The organism is Stenotrophomonas sp. PS02301, from assembly GCF_029959485.1.
Classification (GTDB): Bacteria; Pseudomonadota; Gammaproteobacteria; order Xanthomonadales; family Xanthomonadaceae; genus Stenotrophomonas; species Stenotrophomonas maltophilia_Z.
In genome coordinates this window covers 24,640-38,030 of sequence record NZ_JASCOO010000011.1, presented here as the reverse complement: position 1 = coordinate 38,030, position 13,391 = coordinate 24,640, and the positions used below count along the sequence as shown (strand labels likewise).

Annotated in this window: 12 protein-coding genes; 5 read left to right on the top strand and 7 right to left on the bottom strand. The window is 62.4% G+C overall.

Features of this window, described 5'->3' with window-relative positions; genetic code table 11:
- The 5 genes from QMX81_RS04820 to QMX81_RS04800 all read left to right on the top strand — a co-directional run bounded on the left by QMX81_RS04820 (window position 1) and on the right by QMX81_RS04800 (window position 5,422).
- Window positions 1-1,041, top strand: a complete 1,041-nt coding sequence (locus QMX81_RS04820) for a glycosyltransferase family 4 protein (RefSeq protein WP_121042541.1) — start codon at window positions 1-3, stop codon at window positions 1,039-1,041.
- On the top strand, window positions 1,038-2,075 hold the full coding sequence (locus QMX81_RS04815; RefSeq protein ID WP_282259177.1) for a glycosyltransferase family 4 protein: 1,038 nt from the start codon (window positions 1,038-1,040) through the stop codon (window positions 2,073-2,075). Before QMX81_RS04820 ends, QMX81_RS04815 begins: the two co-directional genes overlap by 4 nt.
- On the top strand, window positions 2,072-3,367 hold the full coding sequence (locus tag QMX81_RS04810) for a glycosyltransferase family 4 protein (protein ID WP_121042545.1): 1,296 nt from the start codon (window positions 2,072-2,074) through the stop codon (window positions 3,365-3,367). Before QMX81_RS04815 ends, QMX81_RS04810 begins: the two co-directional genes overlap by 4 nt.
- A 53-nt stretch (window positions 3,368-3,420) precedes the next feature.
- A complete protein-coding gene (gene gmd, locus QMX81_RS04805; RefSeq protein ID WP_121042547.1) occupies window positions 3,421-4,455 on the top strand; it encodes a GDP-mannose 4,6-dehydratase in 1,035 nt (344 codons plus the stop codon).
- A 79-nt stretch (window positions 4,456-4,534) separates the two neighbouring features.
- The gene (locus tag QMX81_RS04800) at window positions 4,535-5,422 is read left to right on the top strand and encodes an NAD-dependent epimerase/dehydratase family protein (protein ID WP_121042549.1); all 888 of its coding nucleotides are present in this window, start codon (window positions 4,535-4,537) and stop codon (window positions 5,420-5,422) included.
- Between the two features lie 80 nt (window positions 5,423-5,502).
- Here the strand turns inward: QMX81_RS04800 and QMX81_RS04795 are convergent, their stop codons facing one another.
- Genes QMX81_RS04795 through QMX81_RS04765 form a run of 7 tightly spaced genes read right to left on the bottom strand, consistent with a single transcriptional unit; the run spans window position 5,503 to window position 13,269 of the window.
- Complete coding sequence (locus tag QMX81_RS04795) at window positions 5,503-6,090, bottom strand: hypothetical protein (RefSeq protein WP_121042551.1); 588 nt, start codon at window positions 6,088-6,090, stop codon at window positions 5,503-5,505.
- A gap of 53 nt (window positions 6,091-6,143) precedes the next feature.
- Window positions 6,144-8,330: a hypothetical protein gene (locus QMX81_RS04790; RefSeq protein WP_147433914.1), complete on the bottom strand. Its 2,187-nt coding sequence runs from the start codon at window positions 8,328-8,330 to the stop codon at window positions 6,144-6,146.
- 49 nt (window positions 8,331-8,379) lie between these two features.
- Window positions 8,380-8,778 carry a GtrA family protein gene (locus QMX81_RS04785; RefSeq protein ID WP_183073798.1) on the bottom strand — a complete coding sequence of 133 codons (399 nt, stop codon included), beginning with the start codon at window positions 8,776-8,778 and terminating at the stop codon, window positions 8,380-8,382.
- Between the two features lie 23 nt (window positions 8,779-8,801).
- Window positions 8,802-9,749, bottom strand: a complete 948-nt coding sequence (locus tag QMX81_RS04780; RefSeq protein ID WP_121042557.1) for a glycosyltransferase family 2 protein — start codon at window positions 9,747-9,749, stop codon at window positions 8,802-8,804.
- Window positions 9,742-10,491: an NAD-dependent epimerase/dehydratase family protein gene (locus tag QMX81_RS04775; RefSeq protein WP_259462190.1), complete on the bottom strand. Its 750-nt coding sequence runs from the start codon at window positions 10,489-10,491 to the stop codon at window positions 9,742-9,744. The genes QMX81_RS04780 and QMX81_RS04775 overlap by 8 nt, the downstream gene beginning before the upstream one ends.
- A complete protein-coding gene (locus tag QMX81_RS04770; protein WP_121042561.1) occupies window positions 10,492-11,895 on the bottom strand; it encodes a mannose-1-phosphate guanylyltransferase/mannose-6-phosphate isomerase in 1,404 nt (467 codons plus the stop codon).
- Between the two features lie 15 nt (window positions 11,896-11,910).
- Window positions 11,911-13,269, bottom strand: a complete 1,359-nt coding sequence (locus QMX81_RS04765) for a phosphomannomutase (protein ID WP_121042563.1) — start codon at window positions 13,267-13,269, stop codon at window positions 11,911-11,913.
- Window positions 13,270-13,391 lie beyond the last annotated feature (122 nt).

Below are 13,391 nucleotides of genomic sequence, written 5' to 3'. Positions count from 1 at the left end.
TTGCGTATCGCGATCTGTTCATCGTTCGTACCCTTCGTCAACGGCGGCGCGCGTTTCATCGTCGAATGGCTGGAGCAGCGTCTGCGCGAGCACGGGCACACAGTGGAGCTGATCTACCTGCCCATGAGCGAAGAGCGTCCGGAGACGCTGCTTCGCCAGATGAGCGCGTACCGGATGATGGACCTGAGTCAGTCGGTGGATCGCATCATCACCACGCGACCACCGTCCCACCTGATCCAGCACCCCAAAAAGGTGATCTGGTTCATTCATCATTTCCGGCGCTTCTACGACCTTTGGGAAACCCCACACCGCGGGTTCCCGGACGACGCACGCCATCGCGCCCTGCGCGACGCAATCGTTCGCGCTGACACCGTGGGCCTGTCCGAAGCGCATCGCCTGTTCTCCAACTCGCAGGTCGTTGCTGACCGTGTCAAGCGCTACAACGGGCTGGAGCCGGAGGTGTTGTACCCGCCGCTGCACGACACCCGCCGTTTCAGCGACGCCGGCCAAGGCGACGAGATCGTTTACATCTGTCGAACCGAAGGTCACAAGCGCCAGCACCTGCTCCTGGAGGCTTTTTCCCATGTGCGTACGCCGGTTCGGCTGCGAATCTGCGGAACGGGCAGCAATCCAGCGTACGGCGAGACTATGCGCCAGTACATTGCCGAGAATGGGCTGGAGAGCAAGGTTACGTTCGTTGAGCGTTGGATCACCGAGGATGAAAAGGCGGGCTGGCTGTCGACTGCGCTTGCCGCCGCGTACCTGCCCGAGGACGAAGATTCGTACGGCTATCCCTCTCTCGAGGCGGCCCACTCGCACAAGCCTCTGCTGACGACCACAGACTCCGGCGGCGTCCTCGAATTCGTCCAGCACGGACGCAATGGCCTGGTGGCAGAGCCGGATCCGCGGGCCTTGGCCGAGGCGATCGATCAGTTGTGGACGGATCGCCAGAAAACCCGGGCGATGGGAGAAGAGGCCCATTCCCGCGTCAGCGAGCTGAAAATCGACTGGAGCCATGTGGTGGAGCGCTTGCTGTCATGAAGATTCTGGTTGTTAACAATATGGTTCCGGGCATGCGTGGCGGTGCGGAGGAACTGGCGGACCAACTGGTCCTCAACCTGCGCAAGGCCGGCCATGAGTCCGAATTGTTGCGCGTCCCGTTCACGTGGGAGCCGGCCGAGCGCATCGTCGAAGAGATGGTGATGTGCCGGAACATGCAGATAAACAACGTGGACCGTGTTATTGCGATGAAGTTTCCCGCATACATGATTCCATTCCCGGAGAAAGTGCTGTGGCTGGCGCACCAGTATCGGCAGGCCTATGACCTGTGGGATGCGGGGCAAAGCAACATCGCGGACACGCCGGAAGGGCGCCAGATCCGTGCAGCCATCATCGAGGCCGACAACGCGGCTTTCGAGCCGGTCAAGGACATCTTCGTGGTTGGGCGCACCGTGCAGGAACGGCTGTTGCACTACAACCGGCTGCAATCTACGGTACTTCGCGCGCCCTTGAACGACGAGACGATGTATCCCGGTGGACCATACGGCGACTATGTCTTTGCGGGTGGACGAATCAACTCGGGCAAGCGCCAGCACCGCTTGATTGAAGCCATGGCGCGGCTGCCCGGCACGGGGCGGCTGGTGATCGCCGGTCCGGCCGATACACCGGGGGACGCTGATCGTCTGCGGGCCTTGGTTGAGAAGCATCGGCTGGGCGATCGGGTCACCTTGGACATCGGCTTCCTGCCCCGACAGAAGATTGCCGACTACGCGAACAATGCGCTGGCCTGCGCCTATCTTCCGTTCGCGGAGGATTCCTATGGCTACGTCACGATGGAGGCCTGCCAAGCCCGCAAGGCGGTGCTCACCGTCAACGATTCAGGCGACCTCACCGAACTCATCCATGATGGCGTGCATGGGTGGGTCTGCGACGATGATACCGACCAGCTTGCTGCGGCGCTTTCTGAGCTGTTCGCCAACCGCGCGCGCACTGTCGAGCTGGGCAATGCTGCGCATGCGCACTGGACAGGCAAGAACATCAACTGGACGACGACCGTGGAGGCGCTTGCCCGATGAAGATCATCTGGGCCACCCCATACTCCGAGCACTCGGCCATCGCACGCTACAGCCAGGCGGTGGTTACCGAGTTGCGTGGTCGAGGCCACCATGTTGCGATCTACCGCACCGAAGTCGGTGCCGATGCGGAGCTTCCCCCGCGTGAGAATGCGTGCGTGCTCGTGCACGGATCGGAGGAAGAACACCATTGGCTGCACGAGGCGGACCTGGTGATTGCCAATGTTGGCGATCACTTTGCCTATCACGGTGGCCTGTTCGAACTTGCGCAGAAGCGACCTTATGTTGCGGTACTACACGACTGGTGCGTGCTCAATTTCTTCTGGGGTTGGCTGCTCGCCAATCATCGTTCGCATCACGCTGCGCGCCTGATCACCGGGATGTACGGCGAGAAGGCCGGGGAGTTGTGCGCAACTGCGACGTGGGAAAACCTCCTTGAGCGCGCCACCCAGCACTTTCCACTGACCGAATGGATCACCAGCGACACGCTCGGCTGCATCATCCACTCCGAGTTCTATGGCGAGCGGGTGCGGAACTCGTGTGCTGGTCCGGTGCACAAACTGTCGTTGGCATACCCGGTCGAGGCATTTGACCTTGATAGCCGGGCTGTAACGCCTGCTGGCGGCCCGCTGGCGGTTCGCACCTTTGGCATGGTCAATCCGAACAAGCGTATCGACCGGGTCATTCGCGCGTTGGCGCGTGATCCTGCGCTGGCCGCGCGCACCGACTATCGTGTGCTGGGCCCGGTCGACGATGGCGAACGCCGACGGCTTGAGCAGGTCTGTAGTGAAGTCGGGTTCACCGGCCTTACCTTTGAAGGGAGGGTGAGCAATGAACGCCTGCACGAAGGCATGGCGGAGGCGGATGTTATCTGCTGCCTTCGCGACCCAGCCCTTGAGGGCGCATCCGCGTCCGCTATCGAGGGCATGCAATCCGGCGCACCGGTGATTGTCAGCGACGCTGGGTTTTACGCTGAATTGCCTGATGAATACGTTCTCAAGGTGGGCACTCACGAGCCGGAAGGCGCACTGCTTGGCCACCTCCAGTTCGTTGACCGCGAGCGCGAGCATGCCCGCAGGATAGGTTTGGCCGCTGCGGCCTGGGCGGCCCGTGAGTTTTCCGCATCCAATTACGTAGACGGCCTAGAGCAGGTCATTCCCGGGTTCATCGCAGCCGAGCCCTACCTGTTCAATGCGCAGGAACTGGGCCGGGAGCTGGGTAGAATGGGCCTGCCCGGCAACAGCAAGGCTGCTGCCAACGTCACCAACACCCTGGAGCGCATGTTTTCCCTGTGAACCCCTACAGGACAGCATGCCCGCCACCGCATTTTTTCGAGGAACGAAAAGCCATGAAATCAGCAGTAATCACCGGTATCTCCGGCCAAGATGGCGCTTACCTAGCGCAGTTGCTCTTGGAGAAGGGCTACAAGGTCTACGGCACCTACCGCCGCACCAGCTCCGTAAACTTCTGGCGTATCGAAGAGCTGGGCATTGAAAAGCACCCTAACCTCCACCTGGTTGAGCACGACCTGCAGGACCTAGGTTCGTCGATCCGCCTGCTGCAGGATAGTCAGGCAACTGAGGTGTATAACCTCGCTGCCCAGAGCTTCGTTGGCGTCTCCTTTGACCAGCCGGTGCTGACCGCGCAGATCACCGCGCTGGGCGCGCTGAACCTGCTCGAGGCCATCCGTGCGGTCAACCCGAAAATCCGCTTCTACCAGGCCTCGACCTCCGAGATGTTCGGCCTGGTGCAGCAGGTGCCGCAGACCGAAGACACGTCGTTCTATCCGCGCAGCCCCTATGGCGTGGCCAAGCTCTACGCGCACTGGATGACGGTCAACTACCGTGAGTCCTACGACATGTTCGCGTCCAGCGGCATCCTGTTCAACCACGAATCGCCACTGCGTGGGCGTGAGTTCGTGACCCGCAAGATCACCGACTCGGTAGCCAAGATCAAGCTGGGCAAGCTGGACGTGATCGAATTGGGCAACCTGGATGCCAAGCGCGACTGGGGCTTTGCCAAGGAGTACGTCGAGGGCATGTGGCGCATGCTGCAGGCCGACAAGCCGGACACTTACGTGCTGGCAACCAACCGGACCGAAACGGTGCGTGACTTCGTCACGATGGCCTTCAAGGCAGCTGACATCACAATCGCATGGGCTGGTGAAGGTCTGGATGAAACCGGTACCTGCACCCAATCGGGCAGGGTTCTGGTCAAGATCAACCCGAAGTTCCACCGCCCGGCGGAAGTGGATCTGTTGATTGGCAATCCTGAGAAAGCCAAGCGTGAGCTGGGCTGGGAGCCGAGCACGACACTGGAAGAGCTTTGCGAAATGATGGTAAAGGCCGACCTGCGTCGCAACGAAGCCGGCGCATCGTTCTGATGCAGGGCCTGTATGTGGGCTACCCCAGGGCAGCCTGGCGTGCGGGCGGCACCTGCACTACAACAAGAGAACCATACCGATGACACCGATTGCTCTGGTCACCGGAATCGAAGGGTTCACCGGGCCGTACATGGCCCGGGAACTCGAGCAGCTTGGCTACCGCGTTCATGGTCTGCGGCGTTCCGGCGAGTCGACTGCAACTGTATCCGCAGTGGACCTTCTCGATGCCGAAGACGTCGCCCACGTAGTGGAACGGGTCAAGCCCGACGTGATCGTGCATCTGGCCGGGATCTCAAATGTCGCGCACCGCGACGTTTCTGCGATTTACCAGTCGAACGTGGTAGGAACCCGCAACCTGCTCGATGCGGCCGCGCAACTTCAGCGCCCGCCGTCAGGTGTTCTGGTGGCGAGCAGCGCGCTCGTGTACGGGCCGTCGTCCCATACGCTGCTTTCGGAGCAGTCGCCGATGGCGCCCTTCAACGATTATGCCGTCAGCAAGGTGGCAGCCGAGTACGTATGCAGGTTGTACACGGACCGGTTACCGATCGTGATCGCGCGCCCGTTCAATTACATCGGCATCGGCCAGGCACTGTCTTTCTTCGTCGCCAAGGTCGTTGACCACGCGCTGCGCGGGGAGCGGGTTCTGCGGCTGGGAAACCTGGACGTAGAGCGCGACTTCACCGACGTTCGCGACCTCGTCCACTGCTACGGTCTTCTGATCGAACAGAAGCAGGGCGGTGAGGCAGTGAACATCTGCAGTGGTCGTTCCGTCAGCCTGCGTGCGGTCATCGCACTGATCGAAGAACTGTCTGGTATCCGCTTCGAGATCCACAGCGATACAGAGTTCGTTCGCGATAATGAGGTGAACCGGCTGGCAGGTTCAAACGAGCATCTACTGCAATTGACCGGCGGTTACGCGTTCCGGCCTCTGCGCGAAACAATCGAGTGGATGCTGCAGGCCCGGTGAGCCTGCAGGCCAAGGTCGGAAACAAGAACGCCCGAGTCAGTCGACCCGGGCGTTTTCAATTGCATGCCGGGAATACGGGCTTACTTGGCGGGAACGGGGTTGCCCTGACCGTCGCACAGGCCCTTGCCATCGGCGCAGCGTGCAAACGGACCGATTACCGCCGTCGGCTGCTTCAGGTCGTAGCCGAACCATACGACGTTCTCCTGAAGCGGCTCGAACTCGACCTTGTGGGCAACGGCAAAATCAGCGGGAAGGCTGACATCTGCTTCCCCGGTGGCGCCCGGCTTGATATCTTCCTTGAAGGCAGCGCGGGTATCGCTCGCTCGCGTATCCGGCTGGCCGCCCTGGCCCGGCACCTTCTGAACCACGCCCAGGGTGACAGCGTTTATGCCGGTCACCGGGTACACCACACTGCCCGTGTTCTTGACGGCGATCTTCACAATCAGCTGGTCAGACGCAGCGTCATAGTACGGGCCTTCCAGCACGCTTGCCGACGCACTGACCTGCTCTGGCTTGAGCGGGGTGTTGACCTTGTCATTGCTCGGGGCGGCCGGCTTCGGGCTGGCGCCAATCGGTGTTTCTTCGTTGTTCGACGAGCAGCCGGCAAGGGTGGCCGCAGCAACGGCGACGACGAGGGCCAACTTGAGCGAAGCGATACTGCGGGTCATGCGGGTTCCTTTTTTTGAGGGATGAGGTCGGATCTGTGTCCGGCGTGCTGGGCTTAATGGCGCGGGGAGAATCGGACCCAATCCATGGCGACCCCGACGCCGTAGAAATTCATGTCCACCGGTACGTGGAAGACGGCCTCGTTCCGCCCATTCACCAGCTCACCAGCGGGGATATAAGTATAGAACTCGTTGTCGGTAATCCACACCAAGGGGTGCTCTTGGCTGCCGTTGATCGAGATCGTCAGGGAGTTGCGATCGGTGTTGCCCGCAATGGCCTGGACGCGCCCCTTGACGACATAGGGCGCCTTGCGAGGTTGCATGTTAAACACCAGCGACGCCTCGGGCATATTAGCCCACGCCGTGGAGACCTTCTTGAACCTCCCATCATTGGTCCATTGGCTGTCCTGCCAGCCTCGGCCGTGCACGGCCGCTTCCAGGCTCCACCATCTGCCGAAGTCCCACCGGAACGAATCAGACCCTTCCTGGCTGCGGAACTGATGGAAAGCCAGCGGCCACGGCCTGTCAGCCACAACGTTAGCATAGCGGCGCGACAGGGTGTCCTCACCCCGCTTCAGGCGGGCCAGCTGTGCTGGAACCGGCACGACATTGCCATCCTTGTCGACCCGGACCACGACAGCGTTGGGGTCGGCGACGTTAATGCTGACCTGCGGCTGACGGGTTCCCTGTCCGGGCGCTGCGACGGTCGGTCCATCGGTGAACAGCCAGCCATCGGTCGATCGGGCACAGCTGCCTGGACGACCGAAGGCATCCAGGCGCTGCCAGTAATCGCCTGGCACCGTACAGGTGTACACCAGATTGACGGGCGCCCCGTAAAGATAGGTCAGCGCATGGAACATGTTGTCGCGGAGCATCCAGACGCTGCTGATCCGTTCGCTGCCATCAAGGATCACGACATTGGTTTCCGGACCGATCGCAGGTACGGTGGTGACGACGTTGGCCAGTACCTGACGTTCCGTATCGGAGAGTTTCTGGTAGTGCTGGAACTGGAACATCTGCGCCGCCAGGCCGAGCGTTACCAGCGCCGTTCCCGCAGCGAGGCTGACGCGTGGACGCCTGTTGCCAAACAAAAGCGCAAGCAGGCCAACCGTGGCTAGACCAGCGCCAAAGGTCGCAAACAGGAAGGTGCGCTGCGAAATGGCCATGTGGGCGGGCGAGGAGAGAAACGGCAGATAGCCGAAGGCCGCCATCACCAGGCCGATCAGGACCACGCGCGCACTCAACCCACGCATAGCCACGGCCGGTTCCGGCGTGGTCGTGGCAGGCGGGCCACGACGAGCGGCATAGGCAAGGAGCGCGGCGATGATCGCCCCGGTCACGACCACGTAGATGTAGTTCCTGAACTCCTCGATCAGGATCATCACCGCATCGACCCAGCCACCGACCAGCGCCCGGCCCATCCCGGTGAACGTCAGGACCCAGAGCCGTTCCTGGACCATCTGCATGCTCGTGCTTTGGCCACCGACGACACTGCTCTGGTAGGTCGACCCGTGCGCCAGGACGGTGTAGATGTAGCCGAGGCAGACGGCGACTGCCAAGCCCCAGCAAAGCGTCACTGGCAGCTGCTTGAAGGCGATGCGCAGGGTGCCACGAACGCCATGGCGTGCCCACAGCATCAGGAACGGGAAGGGCACGAAGATTAGCGCTACCTCGTAGATCTGGATGGCAACGCCCAGGCCGACTGCGGACAGCAGCGACAGGACCAGCCCGCCACGGCCCAGAGCCTCCCGACGTTCATAGGCGTACAGCAGTCCGGCCACGCCCGCCATGCCAAGCGCAACGGCACAGTTGATGTGGAACGAGCGGAACGAAAGCTGCATGGTGTCTGCGGGAAGCACGATCACCAACAGGGCCAGCATCACCGCGTACAGGCGCGACCTGAGCAGCCAATAACCCATCAGGCCGGCAGCGGTGCCCTTGACGATCAGCGATGCCATCTGCAGCAGATGCATGCCGACGAAGGAATCGGGCGAGAGGAGGTACGCAACCGCGTTGGGTGCTGCGGTCAATGGTCGCAGCCGGTGGCTGGCCAACGGGCTGTTTTCACCGGCGAAGAAAAACACGCCATGGCGAGTAAGCAGGCTAAGGATGTCCCACTCCTCGATGTTGCCGACCATGCCAAAGCCAAAGGGCAGCCATAGCAGGCAGACAAGTATGGTGGAGGCGAGGGCGAAATAGCCCGCCGCCCTCATCGTGTCTCTACGGTCGGTCGGAGAAATCATGAAATACATCCTGTGGTTGTGTGATGCAGCCTGCGCGCAGTGGGCAGGCTCAATGCGAGGGCGGTACGGCATGGTCGTCGCGCTGGGGCCGGAAAACCCAATAGTTCATCACGATGAAGACGACCACAGGAACGATGACCGCCGAGAACGCGATGCCCCAACGATAATCCAGGCCGAACACGTCGGCTATCAGCTTCATGCCGACCGTGGACAGCGTGAGATTGAACGCATGCAGGCAGATGAAACGCATGCCTTCGCGGCTGATGTGGCCGCTGGAAACGAAGGTGAAGCTGCGATGGGCGAAGAAGTTCGGCGGAACGAGCAGTAGGTAGCACGCCACGGTGGCCCAGGTGGGATCCATGCCGAGCCTGCTCACCGCCAGCCAGGTCAGTACGCTGAAAGCAACAGTGCTGATGCCCCCGACCACGCAGAAGCGCAGGAATTTCATGACTAGCGCACGGTCGGCCTGCATCATCGGGCCGACTCAGCATCGGCCGTGCCGTTCAACACCGTGCCCCGCACGTACTGCGGCCGGTTGCTCACATTGAGCAGCACCCGGCCCACGTATTCACCGACCACGCCGAGCGCCAGCAGCTGGATCCCGCCCATGATCAGCACCGCGACAATCAGTGACGTCCAGCCGACCGCAGTCTGCGGCCAGATGAGCTTCTGGACCACGAGCCCGGCTGCGGCAAGGAAGCCAAGCCCTGAAGCTGCGACGCCCATCAGCGACGCCACGCGCAGCGGCTTGATGGAGAAGCTGGTCGCCATCTGCATCCACAATGAAATCGACTTGGACAGGCTGTAGCCTGATTTGCCGTCGTCGCGATCGTGGTGGTCGGCCTGCAGCGTGGCGATGTTTGACGTGCTCTGCACGATCAGTCCATCAAGATACACAAACGGGCCTTCGTAACGCAGCATTTCGTCGCGTATGTCGCGGACGAAACCGCGGAACGGGGATAGGTACAGGCCCTTGGGTTTGCGCAGCAGCCAGGAGGCCACTTGGTCGTTGAATCGGCTTCCCATGCGCTTCCACAGCGCATGCCGGCGCCGCTTGAACTGCACGTAGCAGACATCGGCACCGCCATCGAGCACCTCGACGATGCGGGCGATGTCGTTGGGCGAATGCTGCAGGTCATCGTCCATGGTCACGATGTAGCGACCCGCACAGACGCCAAGGCCCGCCATGATCGCGTTGTGCTGCCCTGCGTTCTTGCGCAGGCGGACGCCCTTCAGCCACGGGCGGCTGGCGCACAGCCCGGCGATGACGTTCCAGGAATCGTCCGGGCTGCAATCGTAGACAAGCACCACTTCGTAGCTGCGACCCAGCGCGTCCAACGCCTGTTCCAGGCGCTCGGCCAGGCGGGGTAGGATAGGGGCGCTTCCGTAGACCGGAATCACCACCGAAACATCAATCATGTCCAGCTCCGTAATACTTGCGCAGCAGGCGGCGGGTATAGCCCGGGGAGGCATCGATCCCCGCAGGCCCGGCGTAGATGCAGAAGGTCGCTGAATCCGGCGTGGCGCCGCCGCCGCGATCTATCAGGGTGTATACGGCCTGCTGACCGAGCGTTTCTTCCACCAGCGGCAACAGTTGCTGCAAGGTTAGGCTTTCCGGAGGCGCAAGGTCGAGCTTACGGTCCCGCTCCAGCCCGCCCCTGAGCAGGTGCATCGTGATCGCGGCGACGTGGTCGACATCCACCAAACAGCGTACTGCGTGGGACCACAGCTGCAGCGGATCACCGGCGCGGATGTGCGAAACCAGGTGGTTGACCAGGGTGTGCGGATTGTCGGTGTTGCCGACAACCTGGGGCAGGCGCAGGATCAGGTGGTTGCCGCGCGCCTGGATCAACGCCTCCATTTTCCGCTTGTGCACCGCGTAGGGCGTCCCCGCGCGGTCATCATCGGTGACGCTGCAGGTACTGAAGTACACGAACCGCCCCGGGCAGGCCCGCAGCGCGTCGGCCAGCAGGTCGGCCTCGCGCTGGTACTGCGCCGGATCCGATTCCTGTGAATTGGAAACACCGGATGCAAACACAGTCGTGTCGAGCTGCTGAAGCTCGGCGGCATTGAAGGCGCGCGCAAGCAGGCCACGCCCAATGATCGCAACGTGTGCGAGTTGGTTGTCAGCCTGCCTGACTGTCGGCACGGGGCCAGTCACTCAGCTGCGCCCATACTGGTCTTCAAAACGCACGATGTCGTCCTCGCCAAGATAACTGCCCGACTGCACTTCGATCAGTTCCAGCGGCAGCTTGCCCGGATTCTTGAGGCGATGGGTCACGCCTAGCGGAATGTAAGTGCTCTGGTTCTCGGTGAGCAGGATCACGTCGTCGCCGCGGGTGACCTCGGCGGTGCCGCTGACCACGATCCAGTGCTCGGCGCGGTGGTGGTGCATCTGCAGGCTGAGCGTCGCGCCGGGCTTGACCGTGATTCGCTTGACCTGGAAACGGGCGCCATTGTCGATCGAGTCGTAGGCACCCCACGGGCGGTATACCTTGCGGTGGGCGGCCGCTTCGCTGCGGCCATCACGCTTGATCTGGCCAACGATTTCCTTGACGTCCTGGACGCGGTCCTTGTGGCCCACGAACACCGCGTCATCCGTTTCAACTACCACTACGTCCTGCAACCCAACCATTGCGATGAGGCGGGTGCCATAGGCATAGCTGTTACGGCAGTCGAGCGCGATCACATCGCCATGGCAGGCGTTGCCGTCAGCGTCCTTGTCCGAGACTTCCCAAAGCGCGGACCATGAGCCCACGTCGTTCCAGCCGGCATCCAGCGGAACCACAGCGGCATCGGCTGTCTTTTCCATCACCGCGTAGTCGATCGAGTCATTGGGGCTGGCGGCGAACGCATCGGCATCCAAGCGGATGAAATCAGTATCGCGCGAGGCCTTGTCCAGCGCGGTTCGGCAGGCGGACAGGATCGCCGGCTGCAGCGCCTCCAGCTCCTCCAGGTAGCGCGAGGCCTTGAACAGGAACATGCCGCTGTTCCAGTAGTATTCGCCGGAGGCGACATACTGTTGTGCGGTGGCCAGATCGGGCTTTTCCACGAACCGATCAACCGCGCGCACGCCTACGCCTGCCTGCGCCTTGATGTAACCGTAGCCGGTCTCCGGCGCCGTCGGCACGATACCGAAGGTGACCAGCTTGCCGGCGTCGGCCGCGATAGCGGCCTGCCCGACCGCGGCATGGAACGCCGCATCATCGCGCACGACGTGGTCGGACGGCAGCACCAGCAGCAGTGCATCCTCACCCGTCGCCAGCGCCTGCAGCGCGGCGATGGCGATGGCCGGTGCGGTATTGCGGCCGATCGGCTCCAGGATCAGCGCCTGCGGGGTCACGTTGCATTCGCGCAGCTGTTCGGCGGCCATGAAACGGTGTTCCTGGTTGGCCACCACGATCGGGGCTTTGCCCGCGATGGCGGCCACGCGGTTCCAGGTGGCCTGCAGCATCGTGACATCGCCCACCAGTGGCAGGAACTGCTTCGGATACGCCTCGCGCGAAAGCGGCCACAGGCGGGTGCCGGAACCACCGGAAAGGATGACGGGGAGAATGGGCAACATGAAAATCGTCCTGAATCAGTGTTGGGGGGCTTGGCCGCCGATCAGGGCGGTGAGCTCTTCGGTCCGGTCGCGCAGCAGCGCAGCGTCGCCACGGGTTTCGACATTCAGCCGCAGAAGTGGCTCGGTGTTGGAGCTGCGCAGGTTGAAGCGCCACGTGTCGAATTCGACGCTGACACCATCGGTGTAGTCCAGCGCCGGCGTCTGGTCCGCGTAGTGCGCCATCACGCGTGCCACGGTTGCTTTGGCATCGTCGACGCGGAAGTTGATCTCGCCACTGCATGGGAAAGCCTTCATGCGGTCGGCCACCAAATCGCCAAGCGAGGTGCCGGTCTGCGAAACCAGCTCGGCAATCAGCAGCCACGGGATCATTCCGGAATCGCAGTACGCGAAATCACGGAAATAATGGTGCGCGCTCATCTCGCCGCCGTAGATCGCATCTTCGGCGCGCATGCGCTCCTTGATGAAGGCATGACCGGTCTTGCTCATGACCGGCACGCCACCGGCCTGTTCCACCATTTCCACCGTGTTCCAGGTCAGGCGCGGATCATGGATGACCTTGCCGCCCGGGGCGCGCTTGAGCAGCGCCACGGCCAGCAGGCCCACCAGGTAGTAGCCTTCAATGAACTCGCCTTGGCTGTCGAAGAAGAAGCAGCGGTCGAAATCGCCGTCCCAGGCAATGCCGAAGTCTGCGCCGTGGGCGCGGACGGCATCGGCGGTCGCGGCACGGTTTTCGGGCAGCAGCGGGTTGGGAATGCCGTTCGGGAAGGAGCCGTCAGGCTCGTGCTGGATACGGACGAACTCGAAGGGCAGGTGGGGCGCCAGTTCATCGATCACGATGCCCGCGCCACCATTGCCGGCATTGACCACGATCTTCAGTGGCTTGAGCTGATTCACATCCACATACCCCAGCAGGTGCTGGATGTACGCGGTTTTGTCGGCATCGGTGCGGACCTGTCCCGTGCCGGAGGGCAGGGGGGTATCGCCGGCGGCAAAATCGCGCACGTCGAACAGGCCGGTATCGCCGCTGATCGGCCGAGCGTGCTCACGCACCAGCTTCATGCCGTTGTAGCCCATCGGGTTGTGGCTGGCGGTAACCATCACGCCACCAGCGGCTTGGCGGTGGAAGGTCTGGAAATACACCTCCTCGGTACCGCACAGCCCGATATCGATTACATCGCGCCCGGACGCAGTGAAGCCTTTCTCCAGCGCGGCTTGCAGCTCCGGGCTGCTGAGGCGGATGTCGCGTCCCAGAACGACGGGGCCAGGTCCCAGAAGGGACGCAGTGCCGGCGCCAATGCGCTCGGCGAGGGCAGCGTCCAGTTCTTCCGGAACGCGGCCGCGAATGTCGTATGCCTTGAAGCAGGGGAGCGTCATCAATGCAATCCTTACGGGGGTGACCGCCGATTATAGCGACAGCGTTCTGAGGAACGTGTCGCTTTTTCCAGCAGAGGGCCTTCCAGGGCCCGGCAGCAAAACGCCGCGCAGCGACACGTCGC